Origin of the sequence: Bacillus clarus, from assembly GCF_000746925.1 — a bacterium.
Taxonomy (GTDB): Bacteria; Bacillota; Bacilli; order Bacillales; family Bacillaceae_G; genus Bacillus_A; species Bacillus_A clarus.
In genome coordinates, this window is record NZ_JMQC01000009.1 from 223,468 (window position 1) to 245,993 (window position 22,526).

The 22,526-nt window shown below is 31.7% G+C and carries 10 protein-coding genes and 5 pseudogenes; 5 read left to right on the forward strand and 10 right to left on the reverse strand.

All coding sequences use genetic code 11. From position 1 onward, the window contains the following. Window positions 1-114: 114 nt before the first annotated feature. A complete protein-coding gene (locus tag DJ93_RS27835; protein WP_042984667.1) occupies window positions 115-1,818 on the reverse strand; it encodes a helix-turn-helix domain-containing protein in 1,704 nt (567 codons plus the stop codon). A 1,473-nt stretch (window positions 1,819-3,291) separates the two neighbouring features. On the opposite strand from DJ93_RS27835, the gene DJ93_RS27840 reads away from it, so the two are divergent. After that, window positions 3,292-5,001, forward strand: coding sequence for a hypothetical protein (locus tag DJ93_RS27840; RefSeq protein WP_042984669.1), 1,710 nt, complete (start codon window positions 3,292-3,294; stop codon window positions 4,999-5,001). 1,333 nt (window positions 5,002-6,334) lie between these two features. Here DJ93_RS27840 and DJ93_RS27845 read toward each other — a convergent pair. The 6 genes and pseudogenes from DJ93_RS27845 to DJ93_RS27870 all read right to left on the reverse strand — a co-directional run bounded on the left by DJ93_RS27845 (window position 6,335) and on the right by DJ93_RS27870 (window position 11,144). Continuing rightward, on the reverse strand, window positions 6,335-6,967 hold the full coding sequence (locus tag DJ93_RS27845; RefSeq protein WP_042984671.1) for a type 1 glutamine amidotransferase family protein: 633 nt from the start codon (window positions 6,965-6,967) through the stop codon (window positions 6,335-6,337). A 75-nt stretch (window positions 6,968-7,042) separates the two neighbouring features. Continuing rightward, complete coding sequence (locus DJ93_RS27850) at window positions 7,043-8,005, reverse strand: helix-turn-helix transcriptional regulator (RefSeq protein WP_042984673.1); 963 nt, start codon at window positions 8,003-8,005, stop codon at window positions 7,043-7,045. Between the two features lie 93 nt (window positions 8,006-8,098). Then, a complete protein-coding gene (locus tag DJ93_RS27855) occupies window positions 8,099-9,196 on the reverse strand; it encodes a hypothetical protein (RefSeq protein ID WP_042984674.1) in 1,098 nt (365 codons plus the stop codon). Window positions 9,197-9,354: 158 nt separating this feature from the next. Then, on the reverse strand, window positions 9,355-9,792 hold the full coding sequence (locus DJ93_RS27860) for a hypothetical protein (protein WP_338151490.1): 438 nt from the start codon (window positions 9,790-9,792) through the stop codon (window positions 9,355-9,357). Beyond that, a pseudogene (locus DJ93_RS27865) lies at window positions 9,764-10,249 on the reverse strand (site-specific integrase); the annotation flags it as partial. The pseudogene DJ93_RS27865 and the gene DJ93_RS27860, both read right to left, overlap by 29 nt. Next, window positions 10,227-11,144 carry a hypothetical protein gene (locus DJ93_RS27870; RefSeq protein ID WP_042984677.1) on the reverse strand — a complete coding sequence of 306 codons (918 nt, stop codon included), beginning with the start codon at window positions 11,142-11,144 and terminating at the stop codon, window positions 10,227-10,229. The pseudogene DJ93_RS27865 and the gene DJ93_RS27870, both read right to left, overlap by 23 nt. Before the next feature lie 882 nt (window positions 11,145-12,026). On the opposite strand from DJ93_RS27870, the gene DJ93_RS27875 reads away from it, so the two are divergent. Then, window positions 12,027-12,581: a MerR family transcriptional regulator gene (locus tag DJ93_RS27875; protein WP_042984680.1), complete on the forward strand. Its 555-nt coding sequence runs from the start codon at window positions 12,027-12,029 to the stop codon at window positions 12,579-12,581. A 163-nt stretch (window positions 12,582-12,744) separates the two neighbouring features. Here DJ93_RS27875 and DJ93_RS31710 read toward each other — a convergent pair. Both DJ93_RS31710 and DJ93_RS27890 read right to left on the reverse strand, forming a co-directional pair. Next, window positions 12,745-14,113, reverse strand: a pseudogene (locus tag DJ93_RS31710) (IS1182 family transposase); the annotation flags it as partial. A 417-nt stretch (window positions 14,114-14,530) separates the two neighbouring features. After that, window positions 14,531-15,459 (reverse strand): annotated as a pseudogene (locus DJ93_RS27890) (alpha/beta hydrolase). 927 nt (window positions 15,460-16,386) lie between these two features. On the opposite strand from DJ93_RS27890, the pseudogene tnpB reads away from it, so the two are divergent. The 3 genes and pseudogenes from tnpB to DJ93_RS27905 all read left to right on the forward strand — a co-directional run. Continuing rightward, window positions 16,387-17,255: pseudogene (tnpB, locus tag DJ93_RS27895) on the forward strand (IS200/IS605 family element RNA-guided endonuclease TnpB); the annotation flags it as partial. A gap of 1,758 nt (window positions 17,256-19,013) precedes the next feature. Then, window positions 19,014-20,201: a ParM/StbA family protein gene (locus DJ93_RS27900; protein WP_042984681.1), complete on the forward strand. Its 1,188-nt coding sequence runs from the start codon at window positions 19,014-19,016 to the stop codon at window positions 20,199-20,201. A gap of 1 nt (window position 20,202) precedes the next feature. Next, a complete protein-coding gene (locus DJ93_RS27905; RefSeq protein WP_042984683.1) occupies window positions 20,203-20,640 on the forward strand; it encodes a hypothetical protein in 438 nt (145 codons plus the stop codon). A 68-nt stretch (window positions 20,641-20,708) separates the two neighbouring features. Here DJ93_RS27905 and DJ93_RS27910 read toward each other — a convergent pair. Further along, window positions 20,709-22,388: pseudogene (locus tag DJ93_RS27910) on the reverse strand (helix-turn-helix domain-containing protein). Window positions 22,389-22,526: the final 138 nt, after the last annotated feature.

Here is a 22,526-nt window from a genome sequence, read left to right on the forward strand (position 1 = left end):
AAAAGATAAAGGTAATAATATCTTTATCTTTTTCATTTCTAATAAAGTGCACATAGATTATATATGTGCACTTCCCATATTTCTTTATTAATAAAAATTAGGCCTTAATCTAAGTTACATCTTTTCTAGTATTTCTTGTCTTTCACACCATTTTGTTAACTTTTCTAAAGCTTTTTTAGATAACCGTTTTGTTTTATAATTACAAAATCTAGACAATGTAGATGGCGAAATACTCACTTCATCTGCTATTTCACGAATGCTTACATTTTTCTCATTATGCACTTTCAATATTTGGTCACGAATTCTCTTCTCTCTTTGTTCGACTGATTCTACAACCTTCCTAACTTTTTCAACAACTGCCACTACAGGTAGTTGTTCTTGAGGTTCCTCTATAATTTTATTTCCTATTCCTATTACCCTATCCATTGACTGTAGCATTTCTTCAGGCGGTAAAATAGTTATTCCTAGGTTAGAATAATAATTTTTGAACCAATTCCTCTTCCCAATTTGTTGTTCATCCAGAGCTTCACTATACTCCCAATGAGAAATTACTTTTTCTTTTTCTAAATCCATTAATACATTCTCTAATTGTTCTCTAATACGATTAGGTTTCCATTCTTTTTGGATATCCATTACTGATAATAATCCCTTGTCTCCTCCTATAGAATATGGCTTTTTCAATGATGAATACATTTGTCTAATTCTCCATTGCCACGTTAAATATCGAATTAATCTTTTATGATATTTATGTCTATAGCTATTGTATTCAAGTGCTTTTTTAGACAATAAAGCCGTTGTATTATTTGATCCATATAAATAATTGGTTAAGAAGCTGCCTGGCTTAATGCGACAAGATTCTATACCCATGTATTCATTTGTAACACTATGTCTCCACAATACAACCGAATCTAATACAAATAACCTTTTAATAACCTCACGTTTTAATTCTAATCGTTCTCCTTCATCATCACGATCATTTAATACTACAACCTCGTTATCATCATTTAGATAAATAAATATACTTGCCAAAGCTGCAATTCTCTTTGCTATTTTAATTTTATCTTCAGCTCGATAATATTCTTTATTTTTGACGACTGTCTTTGGAATGTTGCACATCTCTAAAACTTGCTCATAAGAAAAATCAATGAACTCGTCTGGAGATTTTGCTTGGTTTATCCACTGTATGGTAATTGCATCTAAACAATCTGCCGTTAAATCATCCATATTACTCATTACATCATCAACAAGTGTATTCCATCGAGCAGCTTCTTCATTATTTGTAAGTCTTAGATCCTCATCTTTATGTGAAGAAAGTTGAGCAACACCATTAGAAGACTTCGTTTCAATAGGGTATTGTAAAACTTTTCTTTTTTCATCTTCTTCAAATTGATTCTTTGCAATTCCATCTCTTAGTTTATAATACACAGCAGAATTATTTACTTCGTAATAATCCTCCTGGTTCACTGTATTTATTTTATTTGTATTTTTATCGGTTTCTAAAACTATAAAATTTGAAGAAACTACATCCTGAAATTCTTTTTCTATACATCCTTTAATTTCCTCATATATTTCTTCCTTATATAAATCAATATTTGCATAAATTTGTACTAATGTAATTCCGGACTCTTGCTTTTTCTCTAACCACGATACTAATGCAGTAAATGAAGGTGAAGCGTAAGATGAGGTTAGTACCTTATTATTATTGTTTTCAACATCTTTAAAGTATGCATTCCACTTACTCCATAAAGGTTCATTCGTTTTATAAATTGGCTCAGAGATTAACAATGCATCTCGGAACATTTGCAATAAGTTATCCACTTTATATTCCTCCCTAAACCATGGATCACAACAAAGTAGTTTTCATAATAGAAATCTGTACTACTATTATATTTAATCTATTGTAACAGATAATCAAAAGGTTTTGCTGTTTCCTCACCCTATTTCATTTAACTTGTACTTCTTTTCCGTTTTACTTTACCTTAAATTTTTTTACTTGCATTCCTTTGCTCTTTCTTTCTCCTACTCCTCTCTACCTGTATTCCTTTGCTCTTTCTTCTCCTTAACCCTCTCCAACTTGCAACATGTTTGCTCTTTCTTTTCCCTATTCTTCTTTACTCTCCAACTTGCAACATGTTTGCTCTTTCTTTTTCCTATTCTTCTTTACTTACATTCCTTTTGCGCTTGCCTCTCCTTTACTCTCCAACTTGCAACATGTTTGCCCTTTCTTTTCCCTATTCCTCTTTACTTGCATTCCTTTTGCGCTTTTCTCTCCTTAACCCTCTCCAACTTGCAACATGTTTGCCCTTTCTTTTCCCTATTCCTCTTTACTTGCATTCCTTTTGCGCTTTTCTCTCCTTAACCCTCTCCAACTTGCAACATGTTTGCTCTTTCTTTTCCCTATTCCTCTTTACTTGTATTCCTTTTGCGCTTTTCTCTCCTTAACTCTCTCCAACTTGCAACATGTTTGCCCTTTCTTTTCCCTATTCCTCTTTACTTGCATTCCTTTTGCGCTTTTCTCTCCTTAACCCTCTCCAACTTGCAACATGTTTGCTCTTTCTTTTCCCTATTCTTCTTTACTTACATTCCTTTTGCGCTTGCCTCCCCTTTACTCTCCAACTTGCAACATGTTTGCTCTTTCTTTTCCCTATTCTTCTTTACTTACATTCCTTTTGCGCTTGCCTCTCCTTTACTCTCCAACTTGCAACATGTTTGCGGTATCCTTACCCTAACTTTTTTGTCATTTTCACTCGAACCCCTTATATACCAAGGGGTTCGATGTTTTTTACTTATTCATATACATATAATTCAACTTGCAACACGTTTGCGGTATCCTTACCCTTATTTTTTGTATAAGATGCAACACTGTTTGCGGTATCCTTACCCTATTGCAATTCATAAAACGCTAATAAACCCTATCATATCAACGATAATCGATATAATTTATGGTTAATAAGCGTACTTCTTAACTTGCAACACGTTTGCGGTATCCTTACCCTAACTTTTCTTTCGCTTTCACTCAAATCCCTTATATATCAAGGGATTTTTTGTTTTTTCACTTATTCATATACATATAATTCAACTTGCAACACGTTTGCGGTATCCTTAACACAAAAAAAATTAATAGAATTCTCCAATCCCTTGATACACTTGGTTTTAGAGGCTGTTGCAAGTTTCAATTTTTCCCCTTAAAGGAGCATCTTTCATCATTTTTCGATTTGCTATAATCAAAATTGGTATATTTTATAGTAATTTGGCATATATTTCTGGATTTGCAGATCGGAGGTGAAAAAGATGGGGAAATCATTTATTATACGAAATCAGCGTAGCTTAAATGGAGAAACGACAAACGCTGTTTTAATAACATTAAAATCTTGGCAGAAGTTTGTTGAAGCATTTGAGGAGAAATTCTACAGCTATAAAGATACATATTTAGAAAATATTCTGCAGCACATGACATACGAAGAACGTATTGCGGATGTAGAAGGATTTGTCGAACAAGCAAAACCATCTTTTTCACGTCGCACAATGTCTGCACTTGTAGAGAAAACAGGAAGAAAACATAAATTATATGGCATTACGAATGCTGATCTTGAAGTGTTCTTATATCTACATAAAAAATGCTTTACAAATGGCGTCATTCCAAATGTAACAATACATATGATGTGGGAAGATTACAAGCAATATAAAGAAGAATTTGCTTATATCCAACACTCTCAATTCTATATCGCTTTAAAGAAATTAAGCATACATAACATTATCTCCATTGAAAATGGCGTAGATGGCCGTTATACAATCAAACTCACTCATTTTATGAATGAAGAAACTGAAAAGGCAAATCCTTACGTATATATTAGTCCTGTTGTATTTACAAAGGCGTTCTTTAAGTTATCTGTAGCAGCTAAGAAGCTATTCTTAGACATCGCTATGCAACAACATACAGAAATGACTTTAAAACGTTCTTTGGACAAGCAGGACGAAAGAGGCAACAAAACTCACTTTGGTGGGATGTATCGTTTCTTACATAAAAAATATCCGCATCAAATTCGTGCGGTTATCGAAGAATTAACAACTGCATTACCATGTACGGGTAATCCCCTATTCAAAATTTGCAAAATGCAAAAAGGTGTAAAGAATACAAAACGATATACAACCCTATATCTATCTATCCATTCAGACTTCTTATGTTCGAAAGAATCTGGAGAAGAACAACATAGGGATCCATTTACACCAAAATCTACATATGCTCGTAAAGCGAAATTTATCGAGGCAGTTTTACAAGAAATGAATATCGGTGAACTGTCTTCAGACATGAATAAATTCATTCATGTTTTAAAGCATACTTGTCATCGTCAAATTCGCAGTGTAATTCGTGGACTTCGTGACATGGTTGATCGAAAAGAAGGATATCCAACGAAAATTGTATATACATTGAAAAAACTATTGCATCAAACATCTCAATATCAAATTCTTGATACTGCAGCCAAAGAAGGTATCTACCCTCTTATTGCGCAACATATACCAAAAGAGAGAAATAGTGACCGTGAACAAGCTGTCTTTAATTTCGGTCTACATTATTCCATGTACTCTCTTCGCAACATTAAGAAGATGTTTAAAAATGTGCATGCACTACTGAAACAGCAGTTTGCGGTACCAATGACTGAAGAATCTTATCACCGTAACTACCTAAAATACCAGGAAGAAACGTTATTTAGAAAATACGCATATGATCAAGGGGTTAATTTACATGCGTATATCGCTTTAGAAATTGAAATGCGTGAAAAATTAAAAGTTCGTGGTCATAAAGAACGTACGATTCCAAGTGATGTACGAGAATGGTTTATCGAGGAAATTGATAAACTACCACAAGAACAACTTCGTGTAATTGAGCTGCCAAAACAGTTTAATTTGCTAGATTTTATGCGTACATTTGAACGTTTAGTACGTGCTGGGATGACAATAACAGCTGCAGATCAGGTTCTAACAGAAATGGAAACAAAATAATAATAACGAGCTCTCTATTTTTGAAAAAATCGAAAGTAGAGGGCTATTCGTGTTTGTTTGATTAGCAATTCTTTTCTACTACTCTATTTATTAATACCAAATCCAAAGGACTTCATGTAAAATGTAGTCTTTTTTTATGCACTTTTATACAAATCTCCTTCTACCTATACATAACTCTCCACAAAATACTTGTGAGAATTCTTCTTGTGTAGTCACAACCTACCTATTATATCTACAAAAAAACAGAAAGAAATTTATAAAAGCAGTGGATATGAGGACAAAAATGATCAAATGTGAATAATATATTCCCAAGATTCTTGAAGATACTAGTGTTGTTGGATTCATCTAATAAAAATCATCAATAATGATGTGGGTTATGTGTAAAAACTGAGTAATGTTAACAAATATCCATGATATCTGAACAAATTGTTGATAATTAATCGATAATACTGCTCCATTTACCAAAATAAAGAAAATTATTCATATTTACAGGGTTGAATATATATAATGTGATTTGTATCAATTTCCTTCCGATTTCATGTAGAAACATATAATTTCCTTTCTGCTTTTTTGTAGATTTGAAAGTCTAATAATCATTGAATTCACGGAGACATTTTCTACTATTTATGATTTTTTATGTTCTTAAATTAAATTGTCCCATGTTAGAGTAAGACTCCTCTCTATTTTTCACTACCTATAAAAGTTTTATCTTTAATTCTTTTTATATATAAGATATATATTTATAAGAGATTTTTATATTACTAATACGCTTGTTAATAACAGTTCAAACATAATTGCAAATATTAGTTAAACAAGTTACAATAATTGTAATTAAATGTATCATTTACCCACATACAAAAGGACAAACCTACGTATCCATACCAGGGCGAGATTTGTCCTTTTTTTATTTAGATTCAAGAAATTCGAATTAATCTTTGTTTCAACAAAAAGAAATATATAATGTCACACATTATATAAGAATACGAGAAGAGGATAGAACAAACAGAATTATTCTGTTTGTTCTATCCTTTTTTCAAATAAATATTGTTATTGTTGCTTTAAAATAAAGTTTGGTTAAAAATATCATGTTAAACTGTATTCTATGGTTTCTTAGCCAGCAGGTTTATGTTTCGGTGTTATAAAAAAGTTTGATCATTTTCTGCCTGTGCTACTCCACGATCGCGCCCGATTCTTGAAGGTCATTCCAACATCATTACCAAAGAAAAAGGCACACGGTTGTTCAATAAGATTAAAAATAGATTTAGTTTCCAATTCTATTTTTAACAACTTCAGGAGTTTTTTGTACGTTTTTTTCTTCCATAAACATATTAGTTCAGCTATTTATTGAATTCATTAACTGGAAGAAATATTCAGGTTTATGAGTCTTATTTAGGTTATACCATGAATGCAATGTATCAGGTGCAAATACATCTAATTTTTTCAGTACTTCCATCGTAAATTCCAGAGGTGCTACCCCTGATGCAGTAACCAAATTCTCACCAGATACCGCAAGTCTCATCTCATAAAATTTTTCTCCTTTATAATTAGGACAGACCATTTTAATATACTCTAAGTCATTGCTTGTGTGTTTTCTAGAATCTAAGTATCCCATATTCGCAAGGGCCTCAGTTGCACCACAAATTGCAGCAACAATAGTACCAAGTTTTAAAGCTTCACCAATTCTTTTTAAGATAGGTTGATGAATATCTTCTCTCCAAGTAGTCCCTCCAGGTAAGACTAAAAGATCTTTACTTTCAAGCGTACATTCATCAAGAGAAATATCTGGTTGTATGCTCAGTCCTCCCATCGTAGTAATCATTTCTTTATTAGATCCTACTGTAACTACTTTTAAAGGGGTTAAATCTTTTTTGAAATATCTTCCAGAGTTTAGTTCAGCAATTAAATATCCATATTCCCAGTCTGACATTGTATTAAATACATAAAGATAAACCTTTTTTGTTTGCATCGAATAACGCTCCAGTCACAATTAATATAGCCTATTATAATATAACTTCCCTGACAGCTAACGTCAGGGAAGTTATCATACTTGATGAAATTTTATTAATTCCGACAGAACTTCAATAAGTCTTTGCTTAAGACTTATTGGCCCAATAATTTGAATAGATTTACCGTACGGTAAAAGTAAATGAGGTACATATGTATGTATCATATCTTTTTCAAGAAGAAATACTGCTTGAGTTGAAGTCCGTTTTTGTAAATAATGTCCAAAAAACCAATGTTGGCAAATATCATCCAACGTTCTTGTATTCCCATTAATAACTAACGGGATAATCCCTTCTTTACCTTCTATAGTTGGAAGAAGATTGCCCATAAAAAAGTCACGTGCTGAAAAATTTTCTGGTCGGTTAAACTTATTTTCAGTTAGCATTAAGCTTTCAATTCGATCTACTCTAAAGCTACGGATATCATTCCTAAGATGACAAAATCCAATCACATACCACTTATTATTCCAATAAATAATTCTGTACGGATCAACCAATCTATATGTTGATTGTTCTTCGCCACATTTAAGGTATAGAATTTTTACAGAGTATCCGTCAGCTACGGCCTGCTCCACTTCCTTCAAGGAAGGCTCCATAGAGAGGGAACTTAATCGACTTATTACTTCAAGACTGGTTAAACGTTGGTTTATCTTTGTTTCCTGTTCTTGATTTGAATATCTGCTTAGCTTTGAAATAGCCCTATTTAGTGATTCACCTCCATAATATCCGGCTTCTTCCGCAAAAACAGCAGCGTGAAATAGTGAGGTTTGCTCCTCAAAATCAAAAAAAAGAGGAACTTCAATAAAATTGTTCAATAAAGTGTATCCACCATTATGGCCTGTTTCTGAAATTATAGGTACACCACTTGTTGAAAGTGTATCAATATAACGATAAACGGTCCTTATATTTATCTCTAACTTTTCTGAAATTTGTTTCGCAGTAATTTTTTTACTTGAATTAAGCATCCATAGAATTGCTAGTATATTGTCAATTTTAGGCATATAAATCCACCTTTTATTCAGATGTTATTTTTCTTTTGGTCATAAAAACACCCCTTCAGGAAAAAGTGTCCAAAAGGGTAAAGCTTCGCAACTTTATTTTAAATCAACAGTTGTATTAATTCCGTAAGAATAACTTTTTAACCGTCGCGATATCTTTTCAAAGTCACTCATGGTTTTATAAGATTGAATGTTGATGGTAATAGATATAGTATTTCTGATTTTATAAATATAGTCATTAAATATAATTTTAATTAATTTATCTGGATATTTCGAATCTGTTCTAGTTTGTTTCTGGATATAATCATAAAAATTAATTCCCTTATTATTATAATGAAGCATATCTTTTAGGGTTTTCATCTCATCTTTAAGTGTATTTTCGTATTCACCAAGCAAATAATCTAATGTGTTTAAGTTGAAGTTATTCCAATGTTGTCCAAGTATCTTTTTAATATCTAGTAAGTTCCTCATTATCTCAAATAACTTTGTGGATGTGAAATGTAATAGAATGTATTTATCAAAATTTAATTTTGATGAATTATAGTCTAAGTGATTTTCTAACCAAATACAGGTAGTTAGTGCATTTTGAATAAGAAGAAGACGAGTTAAAAACACATTATATGTTATATCTTTTGTAAAAAATATTTGGTCCCAAGTATCCTTTAGTATATATTCTTTCTCATTAAGATTTTTTAATGGTTTTGAGTCTAAATTTATTGGTTGATTAATCTTGTTGAGAATTTTCTGAACCAATGAACTAATATTGGATGTAAAGTTTAGGATCGTGTTTTTATCAAATATATTAAACAAAGTGGTATCAGCGAAAACGAAAGTTGGAAATAAAGTAGTGCTAGCCAATATATCATTATCTAAATAAAATCCTAGATTATCTATATCGTTACCAAAAACACTTTTATGTCCATCTAAGAGTTTGTTAAAGATTTCTCTGTTTTTAAAGCCTTGATTAGTCTTTACTTTATGACGGATTTCTTTAATTACTTCTATATTTGGTAAATCAGAACTAATTACTCCATCTTCTTTTAATACTTTGTTAGTTTCATAAAGAGTTATACAAATATCACGGAAAAGAGAAAATATTGGAGCTGAGTTAAAATTAGGAGAAGAAAGGCTTCCTAACATTATTTTTTTCAATCCTTGTAAATCGTGATTTATAGTTGTTAAATAATTCCCCATATTTATTTTTTCATAAGAATAGCTTTAAATACTATGCTTAATTGTATCATATTTCCATATTATAAAACTTTCAATCAGAGCAAAAGAAAAAGCAATCCTCCTTTTAAGAAGAATTACATATGTTTTGTATCACTATTTAAATGTTTCAAAATGCTTTGTTACCCATTTAATATTATTATCATCAATATATTGTTCCGCAAGGAGCAAGCGCTGTACAAGTTCTTTTTTGATAACTTCATATACTTTCTTTGTTTATTTTCGACACTTCGGTTTGGTTTTATTTTACGAAAATCAATATCAGCGTTGAAGTTCGGTTTCATACTTTTAGTATTCTCTTTTTGCTTATACGTTAGACTATGTTGTTTGTAACACTCATACAAGTATTCGTTTATTCGTATGGTATTCTGATGAATCCCTTTTTTTTCGGGATCAATCTCTTTTGACTTCTCTGATACAGTCTTGAGTGTAACAGGAAGGTTTTGTTTGACCAGAAGCTCAATTGCCTCTTTCCCTAATGAGAGAGAACGCTGGCTTCGAAATTCATGAACCTCCTTGAGCCATGTTCGTTTATTTTTTAAAGGAAACGTCTGGTTCATATGTCTGCTCCTCCCGACATTTCTCAATGAGTTCAATTTCCCTTAATTCGTTTTTCGCAAATTTCTTCATTTGTTTCGCCTTATTTACTTCAACCGTTAAACCCATGGAGGCAAACCGCTTTTCCATATCCTTAGATAAGTCAACCACTTCAATGAATTCATGTTTCTTTTCAGGTTGCGGAATTTTTGCTACACATCCTAAACATGCCATTTTTACAGGACATACTTTATCTGTGACGCAAGTACCACCCAACACATTGTTATATACACCTACTTTGGCTTTGTGTTCCTTCCATTCCTGCTGAAGTTCTTCAGGACTGCGAAGAATAGCTTTATCTAAGTCAACATAGTTTGAAATTACACTATGCAATTCTTCAACCTTTTCAGCTATTTGACTTGTAGTGGGTTCAGAGTAATATCTTGTTACATTCAAATCACGCTGATGGAGGATTTTCGCTAATTCCTGTAACTGAATACTCACCTGCAAATATGAGGTTTGGATGAATAGAATAAAAGTTATTTGCCATACATGTCCGTACACGTAATTCTGGGAATACATCTTCAATTCTTCCGACAATTCCATAAAAGATAGGAGCACGTTCACTTTGGTTATCTAAATCACTTGGTTCAGCTGAGAAACGATGATGACTATGTAATTCCATTACTTTCATGGCTATACACTGCACCTCTATATTCGTTTTTGGAATTACAATCTCAGTTGCCACCTTTTGATTTGGAAAATCCATAAAATAACCACGTTCTCCATTGAAAGAGCTATCGGAATGAACCTCACACCCGAATTTACGAGATATCCCTTGTGCAATGGTGATAAAGTCCATTAATAGTATTCTTGGAATCTCTCCACCAGGTAATAAGTGGTTTCTCCAAGCACCAAAAGAATAGGGACAATCCAGAATTGATTGTCCCTCTACAGTACTTGCTCCTTTTGCGCCTACAGTTAAAATAGGAATCAGCGCATTCGTATCTTCGTAAAATTTAATAACTGTTAAGCCTTTAACAAACGAAGGATATCGTTGCTCCAATTTTACGCGAATGTCCTCTGCTTCTATTTTTCTTACATCTGTGGAATCTTCATTTTGAACAGCAATTCCATGTGTAATCTCTTCCTCTGTAAACCAATCCGTTAACGGTATATCACCAAATACTACATATCGTACAACCGTTTCTGCATTGATAATATCTAGACAATCTGTTGCTTTGGAAGCAGCAGGATTTTTGCTAGTTGTAGTTTTGTTCTTTGCTTTTTCCTTCTTTTCTTCTTTTTTAGCAGTGGCTTGCTCTGAGGCAGCTTTTTTCACTGGTACTGTTGTTTCCTCTACTTTTTTTTCCATATCAAAGAATTATGTATCCTCCTTGTATTTGCTTCCCTTAAATATAACAAAATGACTTTAAATTCTTGTTTATCCTTTTGATACTCTTCTTTCAATATGTTTAACGCCAGATCATTCTCGTCAAAATTAATATATACCTAAATTTATTGTGTCCACCTCGTTCTTCCCCCCATATACATCTATATTTTATATCAAATTATGATTAGTAAATGAATACAGTTGAAAAAGATAGTCTATACTAATACACATGAAATCAAAAAATGAGATTTTTAAAACTATGCCCCATTTAATATTCATACAATACTTTTAGTCTTTGATAAAACCTTACAACATCCAAAATCCACTTTTAGCAAAGATTAACTCATTTTTGGTTCCTAAAAATAATACATAATATCTAGAACATTAAAAAAATCAGAAGAATACTTACTTTACAAGCTGTTATACGCTTATAAAACGCTACTTAAACGGATAGCGTTCACAAAGAAATGTACTTTCTGTTTGTTTTTTCTATATATTTTTAATTAAAAGAATATTAGCTGATTGCTAATTCTATTAATGAAAGCTTTGATTCTATTACACATATCTAGTAAAATTCTTATATCGATAACAAATTTCTAATAGTTAATTTTAAAAGAGTTTTTTAATTAACGTATTGTCGTATAAACATATTTTTACTTTTACAGGTGAACGTTATGAGAACGAGTAGTGCTTATCATTGGAAGAACCATAACACTAGATACATAGACTAACTTAATATATTGGTATATATACAAGAGATCTGATATGAGTATAAAAAGTTTTATCTGTCACCTTTAAACTTAAAGGAAAGATCTTCTCAATAACGAAACAGTATCTAACACACAAATAATGGAGGTGTGAAGTTTGGAATACGGATATTTTGCACAAGAAGTAGCAAAGCAATTAGATATTAACACCAATACACTTCGCAGATGGTCAATCGAGCTAGAAAAAATGGATTATATTTTTGAAAGAAATGAACGTAATCAACGAATTTACTATGAAAATGATATAGATGTCTTAAAGCAAATGAAGGAATATTTAAATCAAAACTGGAAATTAGAAGAAGCTGCTACACGAAGCATGGATATAATTGAAGAAAACGAACAAAAAACGGATAGCGTTCAAGAAGAATCTGATACTGAAATAACACTTCAGAAGCGTTCACAAACGGATATTTCAATAATTCAAGATAAGTTTTCCTATATGTTTAACCAACAAGAAAAAATTGTACAACAAAACCAAGATATTATTAATTTATTATTACAGGAACGCTCAGAAAAGGAAGAAAAAGATTTACAAATTCAGTTACTACAGGAAAAACTGGATAAAGCAATTCAATTGTTAAATGAAGATCGCCAAGAGCAGCTAGATAACACTAAAAAAACGTTCATTCAACGTTTATTCAATCGAAACTAATACGGATTTTCATGTTCTATCAAACATATATCCGAATTAGTAAAAAAAGCGGTAACTACCGCTTTTTTTACAGAGTGTTTGGAAACCCTTTAGGGTTTCCTACACTCTGGAATGTATGAATTCTGAAATTCGTACAAAATAGTAATACATGATAAAAACACAAAAAATAGCCCTTCACCTGACCCTTTTTGGTCAGGTGAAGGGCATTTTTTTCATGTTTTGGCAGGCTGCAGTGAGATAGGCCTGCATTTGGACATACTTCACCCCTCGAAACCGGGCATACCGATAGCCATGTAGTTCTTTGGCATCCGCAAAACTCCGCTCAATTGTAGAACAGCGTACTTTATATAGCTTTTTACCCGTACTTGTTAATTTGTTTTTTCTTGCGATATCTTTATATTCTTCCCAAATATGATGCGTAATGACTTTTTGTTTTTGTTTCTCTGAGAAACATTTATCACGCAATGGACAAACGGCACAATCTGTTGGATTAGATTTATATTGACGGTATCCTTCTCGATCCGTTGTCGCATATTCTAAAATACATCCCATTGGACAGGCAAATACGTCTGTTTCTTCTTCATATTTAAATTGACTTTTTGGTACTTCTTTATTCCGTTTTCCAAATCGGCGATACCCCATCACCATAAATATATTCTGTTCTGATAATTTCTTACAGATATAACCTGTAAAATAACCGGCATCAAGTGCTACAGCTTCAACTTCGAATCCAAATTTATCAATTTGAGCTTGGAGGCGTGCTAAATACGGCTCGGAATCCGCTACATTTCCAGCCGTTATATAGGTATCTGTAATCACATTGTACTTCGCATCAGTCGTACGATGATCTAAGAAATGAAAACCGTTCGGTTTTCCATCCCTCATTAAAAAGCCACTATCTGGATCAGTTGTACTTATACGAATTTTTTTAGTAGGGGTATCACTTTCCTTTCTAGGTTTTAATTCTTTTTTTCATGAGCTTCACGATCTTCCATAACCGCAGCCTCTAGTTCCTCTATATAAAACTTTGGCTTTTCTTTTTTAAATTTATGTACAAATTTATTTTTATTGGCATTCGCTTTAATGTGCGTAGAATCTGTCATCAAGGCACGTCCTCCCACCATACGGTGTTCCGTCGCTTGACGTACAATTTCATCAAAGATTTCTTCAAATATATTTGTATGAATAAAGCGCGTACGGCGATTCCAGCTGATGGTAGAATGATTTGGAATTGGATCTGATAGGGAAAATCCTAAAAACCAACGGTAAGCAATATTGGTTTTAATCTCTTTTTCTAGTTGACGTTCTGAGCGAATACCGTAAAAATATCCAATAAACATCATCTTAAATAAAACGATTGGATGAATAGAAGGACGTCCATTATTTTCACAGTAATAGGGGCGTAACTTCTCTTCAATAAAATCAAAGCTGATTGTAGCTTCAATCGCACGAAGAAAATGGTCTTGTGGAACTAATTCTTCTACAGAAACTGATACACGTTCATCACGATGATTTTTTAATGCACCCATCATAAAAAACCTCTCCTTTTCCTCTTTTTTATCAGTGTTGACACATAAAAAGAGGTTCAGACACAAAACAAGGCTGTGGAGAAGACTTTCTCCACAGCCTGTAAAAAAAGCGGTAACTACCGCTTTTTTTATTTTTTAATAATATATATCTAGCTAACACTCATTAAACATTCATATATCCATACATTTTTACTAGGCTTCATACATACTGTCTAAATACAATGAAGGGAAGGTAAATTGAATTAGAGTATAATATTGTTAATTGAAAAAAACTCAAGAATTCCTGTTTTTTCTCATTCTTATCCAAAATACTTTTCTTAATTCAAACAAATCAAAGATATATTAATCCCTTGATATTAAAAGGCAGAACGCAGTATGAACGCTAGGCGTTCATACTAAATTCACACTAAAATGTACTCATCATTTTTTAATTCGATTTTGTATGAAATTTAGAGTATCAGTTGCAATTCTATTACGTTTTAAGACAATTCCAGCGTGACCATAGTTATATACATATCTCTTTGGCCTTTCCCATGAATTCCAAAGATACTCAGTATCGTTAATATCTACATATTGATCATACTTCGCAGAAATTAATAAAATATTTTCTTTATCAATTTTTGGGGAAGAGTGACTAGGTTCTATAATTTCCCAACAATTTGATAAATCCCCATAGGAAACCCCATGTTTTTGTAAGTCTTCTTTAATATATTTACCAGGTTGTGTCTTCCATATTGAGTGGGACATTCGATTGGCATAAAAGATTGATGCTAATGCATCAATCTTAGACTCAACAAGAGCTGTCAGGTTTGTAATAAATCCGCCTAAACTAATGCCTATTAGAATTACTGGACCACTTTTATTCACTTTAATCCACTGAATTAACGCTCTTAAATCCATTACTGCTTGTCTACTTGCATGCACTGTTCGTTCAATATTGGCGCTAATCATGTACTCTCCACTATAACGAGATTGTTCGGGTTCTCTTTCATAATTTTATTATGAAATATGTTTTTTACCCGCTCGTTAGAATCCATTCGCCAACCATGAACAAATATGACATTAGGTCTATTCTTCTTATTATGTATGAAGACCTCTCCTACTACACTATCATTTCGTAGGTCCCCAGATTGAATTGGACTTGGATACTGAAATTTCCCGTAACTATAATCTGTATTCTTTAAATAATTTATGTCGAGATAGATGTCAGTAGAGCCCACTTTGTAAAAAGATTCTATGTTCGTATAATCTAGATTATTGCTCGTTGAAAAAGAATATTGATACTCTTTACTCCGTTTTTTATGTAGATTATTTAATGCATATAAATCAATGAGTTTCCAAAAAATCAAATCAATAACCTCCGTACTATGGAAATATTAAAACTTTAATTTAATTATACTAATGTAAAATAAAATACTCCTACTAGTTAAAGCTCTCATTATTGCTAAATCATTAATCTTTATGAACGCCATGACAACGGATACTGTTAATAAAAAACATCCCCATACTAAAGTTACATTTCAAACCCCAAATAAATATACCTTAGTACCTTATATAAATGGGTCTAACGAATTATGAACGCTATGCGTTCATGTTCTGTTAAGCGTTAATTTAACACTTTATAAGCGCTCATCCAATGACTTTTAATCTTGTTGTAATGAAATTATATATTGAATACTAAAAAGATTATCTTTTATATTTTATTATCTTTATATTACTATTTAATACTACTTTTACATAGAGCGAAGCTACGTTGAAAATATCTTACTCTATTAAAATTTTGTTTTCATTAAGTATGATCGTTATTGTAGCGTTCAGTACTTGTTACAATGAATATTTTAACCTTAAATATAACGATACGATTTAGACATAATGATGCAGCTTTAATATTAGCAAATAATTTATGTCTAGATATAGCGTAGGACTATATTATCCAGACTTCATTGATATGCTGTTATAGCTATATTAATTTGTAGATTAATCCTTGTGATGTTCCTTAAATTATGCTTATATATTACAAGTATGGAATGAGTAAATCGTTTGTATCATTTGAATAAAATTGAAAAGTTAAATTAATATCCTCCTAAATTTCACAAACAAAACCTTCTTAATCCTCAACGTTCAGCCTTATCAGTTTGTACATCTGTTATCAAACTTTATAAGCTATCTTAGTATCAGTCGCATCTCCCTCAATAAAAACCTCTACAAAAACGAGTAGCGTTCACGTGCTGTTAAACACTAATATAACACTGCGATAACGTTTATACTGTAGGAATTCAGATGCTTTTTCACGTTTTTTTAAGAAACAGAATGATACGCGACGATTCAAGTTTAAAAATAATAAAGTTCAATCTACATAACGAAGCAAACGAACGGAAATATTGGAATTGTAGGCAACAAAATAAAATTACCGAAACTTGGCCTTATTCGCTTTGCCAAAAGTCGTAAAGTAGAAGGGCATATTCTTCATACTACGATCAGACGAAACCCAAGCGGTACATACTTTGTGTTTATTCTTGCGGAAACAAAAGTGCAACCAGTAGAAAAAACAGGTTCTTCTGTTGGTGTCCATGTGGGGCTAAAAGATTTTGCCATTCTTTCTGATGAAACAACCTATACTAACCCTAAATCTTTCCGAACATTAGAAGAAAAGTTAGCGAAAGCACAGCGCATCCTTTCTCGAAGAACGAAAGGTTCTTCGAACTGGAATAAACAACGTGTAAAAGTAGCAAAAATCCATGAACATATTACAAATACAAGAACTGACTACTTACATAAACTTTCTACTGAAATCATCAAAAACCACGATGTCATCAGTATGGAAGACTTACAAATCAGTTATATGTTCAAAAATAGAAAGCTTGCAAAAGCAATCAGCGAAGTATCATGGTCACAGTTCAGAAATATGTTAGAATACAAAGCAAAATGGTACAGGAAGTAAGTCGTTGTTGTATCAAATACGTTTGCGTCTAGTCAACTATGTTCAAATTGTGGTCATCAAAACAAATACGTTAAAAATCTAAATCTTCGTGAGTGGGATTGCCATTCTTGTAGCACACATCACAATAGAGATGTTAACGCAGGATTAAATCTAAGAAACGCAGCGATTCGTCTCTTAACCGTAGAAATTACGGGGATAGCCTAATGAATTAGAAGCTAATAGGTTGTTGTACTTAGGAATCTTCCACTTCAAACAGTTCGTTAGGACGTTAAGTGATGAGTAGTTCAAAAATTATTTAATAATAGTACTTTTACTTCAAGTAAAGTTAAGCTGGAGTTCGTAATATTAATATACTGTTCTCATTAATCCCTAATCGCTCTTATAATGTAAGTTCAGTTATGTTTATTATTTTAAACATTAAATGAACAACTGGTTTCTATTATTCAGATGAAATTCAAAAGTTACTCTGTATTTCCTTAAATCATCCTCAAAAACATTGATATTACAGGTGGAAACTCTAAGAAAACGGATGGCGTTCACATCCTAGTAAACACCAAAATAACACCTCGATAACGTTTATACTTTTAGAGAATTCAAATGTATTATCTAACATATTAAATTCTCTTGAAACATTTCAATTTAAACTTTTAAACCTAACCCCTTTATTTACAAAAAAACAAATTCGAACTTAAAGAATTAAATTGGACCATATACAAAATACTCACTCTAGTGAATGCTTTTATTATTACTTTCTGCAGACTATAAAAACACATAACGTTCATAAGCAATATATGCGTTTTCACTCTAGACCTAGAAGGTTATATCAAGTTTAATTATTTCGGTGGTGAATTCACATTATATAGACGAATGAATATACGTGGATCAAAGATAGTAAAAACAACCTATAATTATAATGATGCATGTAATAATTTATCACCATACAAACCTTTACTTCTTACTAAACGTTAATTCAACACTTCATAAACGCTCATATATAACTTATATCCTTATTCTAATGAGAATATAAATTTCTTAATAATAGTGTTTTCACTTCAAGTAAAGTTAAGAGGGAGTTCGTAATATTAATATACTGTTCTCATTAATTCCTAATCGCTCTTATGATGCAAGTTCAGTTATGCTTATTATTTTAAATATTAAATGAACAACTGGTTTCTATTATTCAGATGAAATTCAAAAGTTACTCCCATACTTCCATGAATTTTATAAACCAACATCTCTTGACCCTTAATTTTCAATTTTTTTAGTTTCTACACATACTCCCGATTTTTGTGATTTATTCAGAATCCCCATCGCATCCATCTCAATAACCACTTCTTTGAATTCCCACCGAAAACCTTGATATTAAAGGTGGAGACGCTAAAAAAACGAATGGCGTTCACATCCTATTAAACACCAAAATAACACCTCAATAACGTTTATACTGCTAGGTACAATTAATCCCTTTAAGTGTAACTTTAGTTTCTCTAGTTAGTTATATTTTTTTATAGATTTGAATATCAATTGTTCTATGTAAATATATAACGTGTACAAATCGTATCTACTTTAATTTCTAAAAACCCCTTAAAGGAATCATAACAACGAATATAGAAAACTTCTCCAGGACTTATACAAATTACGTTCCAAACATACTATAAACTTTAAAAAGTCCAATCAAGCTAACCAATATATCGAACGCATCCTGTTATTATCTAATTAATCTCTAATAGACATCATATAAATATCTAATAAATTTCTAATAAATATTCATTAGGATTAAATCACTAATCTATCGATTTGTATAACGATATTAATCTAATATATATTTTAAATATATTTAAAATATATTTAAAATATATTTGATTAATATCAGCCTCTGCTAAACTCTTGTTTTTTCTATTACTTTAAGTTATAATATATTTAATAAATATAAATAAGAAATAAAAATTATAGAGGTGATGTATAATGACAGATTTAAAAGGAAATAATCTTCATATAGACATTGAAGGTGATATTGGGAATGATTCTTTTAAAGGTTACATCAATGGTGAATACATAAAAATGAAAAACGTATATCAAAGCGTTTACTCAATGCCCAATGTAACAGAAACAAACACTCAAAAAAATGTAATTAATTTAGTAGATAATATGTTTGTAAATATTGCTAGTAAATCTATTAGAAGATCCGGGATGTATTTTATTGGTAATCGAGCAATGCTAACAGGAAAGAATCCAAAAAACATGAACATTAAAGTAGGTCAAAAATATAATGATGATTTGCCTTTAATTAATATGCTAGGATTAATTGCAAATAAATCAGTTCAACTTGAATGGGAAAGAACTGAACAACTACCACAATCAATTAATGTGACTGTTGATCTTATTTCAGCTATTCCAGCAAGCCAATGGACACCTGTAAACGCTAAGCACCTAGAGCAACGTTTTACTAATTCCAATCATGTTGTAGTTGTTTATGTAGGGGAAGAACAAGTAACGGTCAGCCTAGCATTTAATAGTGCTAACATTACTCAAGAAGGCGTTCCTCCGTTATTTGCTATTCTTGAAGGTGAAGACGAAATGTTTGTTGATTTCATTAAACTATATGCAGAAAAACTTGAAATCAAAAAAGCAAGCGGATCCTTCTTCAAAAATAAAAAAATCTTACATTGTGATATCGGTGATGGAACAACTGAGTACATATATACTGTTGGCGTAAATCCAGTAATTGATGCTTGTAGTGGTGAAAGACGCGGGGTTGGTCATGCTACAGAAGAAGCTGTTAAGCTATTAAACCAAGAACGTGGAACAAACATAAAACGCCAACAATTCTCACAAATCCTTCAAGATTCAGACCATAAATATCATGAAGAAGCAACTGGATACTTTAATATCACAAAAGTAGAACAGGCTGAACTTATCTTGGAAGATACAGATGAAAAATATGTAAATAATACAGCTAGTGAAGCTGAAATTTTATGTGTATATGGTGGGGGAAGTGTTAATTTTAAAGATGAATTATATAATCAATTATTAGAGTACTGTGAGCGAGTTGGTATGTACTTATTATGGATTCCAGAAAAATATGCAGTAGATATGAATGCTAAAGGGATGCAAGTTATCAAGAAAATCCTTACTCGAAAAAAGGTGAGATAGTATGTCTGAAAAGAAGAGAGATTCCTTCTTTTGGAACCTCAAAAAAATTGAAAATGAAGAATTCTTTAAATGGTTCGAATCACAAGGTAACATAGCTGATTCATTATATAAACTTGTCTGTTATTTTATTGATAAACACGGTTTAGAAGACGTGGCCGATTATAAGATTCAACAACAGATGCAAAAAGAAATCTTACTTCAAGATGAAGACTTTTTAAATGACGTGAAACGCATTCTACTAAATGATTCAACTCTTGCTACCAAAAAAGAAAACATTAATTTTCAACAAAAGACAGAAGAACATGATAAACCAGCTATAAACATTAAACAAAATTCTAGCCCAGAAACTAAACCAACAGAAAAAGAAGCATTATCTAAAGATGAAGTGTTAGAAGATGATTATGATGATTTGGATACCGCAAATTTATTTGGTAATTAGTATGTATACATGATATGAAAAAGAGTCCTAGAAATAGGGCTCTTTTTCATAAGAATTTACGTTTTCATTTACATCTTATCTATAATCATTTGTCTTTTATACCATTGATTTAATTTTTCTATCGCAGTTTTAGAGAGGCGTTTTGTCTTTTTATTATAAAATCTGGATAGGGTCGGTTGCGATATACCTATCTCTGCTGAGAGTTCTCGCATAGTTATGTTCCTTTTTATATAGATAAACTCGATTCTATCTCTAATTATCTGTTCACTTTCATTCCTATCCAATGATTTTTCTTCAATTTTTATTGAATGACTTTCCTCATGTATTGTATCTAGCGTTTTCTTTTTCGCTAAATTTTCCATTGAGTTAATTAATTCCTTTGGTGGTAAAATGAATATCCCTAAGTGTGAGTAATAATTCTTAAACCAATTTTTCTTCGTCAGTTCTTCCTCATCTAAGCCATTTTGATATTCCCAATGAGAGATTACACCTTCTTTTTCTAAATCAACAAGGACATTTTCAAATTGTTCGCGGATACGATTCGGTTTTTGGTTTTGGTTTATACCAATAACCGCTAGCAAACCTTTATCTCCACCTATAGAATACGGTCTTTTTAAACTAGAAAACATCTGACGAATTCTCCATTGCCAAGTCAAATAACGAATCAATCGTTTATGATATTTATGTCTATAGCTGTTGTTATATTCAAGTGCCTTTTTTGATAATAGTGTAATAGTACTATTAGATCCATATAAATAACTAGATAAAAAGCTTCCGGGTTTAATTCGACATGACTCGATTCCCATATATTCATTTGTATTTTTATCTCTCCAAAGAACTACAGAATCTAATACAAATAGCCTTTTGATTACTTCACGCTTTACCTCATATTGTTGACCTGTTTCAGCACGATCATTTAATACTACTACTTCATTTTCATCATTTAAATATATAAAAATACTTGCTAGAGCCGCGATGCGTTTAGCCATCTTAATTTTATCTTCTACTCTATAGTATTCTTTGCCATTTGCATTTGCCTTTGAAATACTACACATTTCTAAAACTTACACATATGAAAAATCAATGAATTCATCCGGTGATTTTGCTTCATTTAACCATTGAATTGTGATGGTATCCAGACAATCTGCAGTTAAATCATCCATATTACTCATTACCCCATCTACTAATGTGTTCCATCTTGCTGCTTCTTCAATATTGGTTAACCTTAGATCTTCATCTTTATGAGAAGAAAGTTGGGCCAGCCCATTACTCTCCTTGGTTTCAATAGGGTATGATTTTAGCTTTGTTTTTTCATCTTCTTCGAATTGATTCTTTGCAATTCCGTCTCTCAATTTATAATACACCGCGGAATTATTAACTTCTAAATACTTATCCGTCATATTTACATCCGGGTCATCCGATATTGAGTGCTCTACAGTATTAACTGTCTCTTCTTTACGAAATTCTTGTGCAATAAAGGCACCAATTGTCTCATGAATTTTTATTTTATACACGTCTATATTCTTAAATATATCTAAAGGAGAAACACCGTTTCTTTGTTGCTGCTCCAACCATTGCACAAGCATTGAAAATGATGGAGAAAGGTACTCTGAGGTTACAATTTTACTTTTATCAGCTTCAACCTCAACATAATAAGAATTCCATTTATGCCACAATTGCTCATTTCTTTTATAAAGTGGTTCTGTTATTGATAAAGCATCTCTAAACAATTGTAGAACATCTTCCATATACATTCTGCTCCTTCTTATATGAATTTAATTATTGTATATCTAAACTTGAAATCAATTAGCTATATGATGTTCCTTTTAAATCAAATAAAAACCTCAAGATTCCCTTTATATAAAGAGTTCCTACGTTTTCAACTA

Excerpts from the sequence above, each read along its gene's own strand:
- DJ93_RS27855 (WP_042984674.1), bottom strand. The coding sequence starts at position 9,196 with ATGGGGAATTATTTAACAACTATAAATCACGATTTACAAGGATTGAAA.
- DJ93_RS27900 (WP_042984681.1), top strand. The coding sequence starts at position 19,014 with ATGACAGATTTAAAAGGAAATAATCTTCATATAGACATTGAAGGTGAT.
- DJ93_RS27850 (WP_042984673.1), bottom strand. The coding sequence starts at position 8,005 with ATGCCTAAAATTGACAATATACTAGCAATTCTATGGATGCTTAATTCA.
- DJ93_RS27905 (WP_042984683.1), top strand. The coding sequence starts at position 20,203 with ATGTCTGAAAAGAAGAGAGATTCCTTCTTTTGGAACCTCAAAAAAATT.
- DJ93_RS27840 (WP_042984669.1), top strand. The coding sequence starts at position 3,292 with ATGGGGAAATCATTTATTATACGAAATCAGCGTAGCTTAAATGGAGAA.
- DJ93_RS27860 (WP_338151490.1), bottom strand. The coding sequence starts at position 9,792 with ATGAACCAGACGTTTCCTTTAAAAAATAAACGAACATGGCTCAAGGAG.
- DJ93_RS27870 (WP_042984677.1), bottom strand. The coding sequence starts at position 11,144 with ATGGAAAAAAAAGTAGAGGAAACAACAGTACCAGTGAAAAAAGCTGCC.
- DJ93_RS27845 (WP_042984671.1), bottom strand. The coding sequence starts at position 6,967 with ATGCAAACAAAAAAGGTTTATCTTTATGTATTTAATACAATGTCAGAC.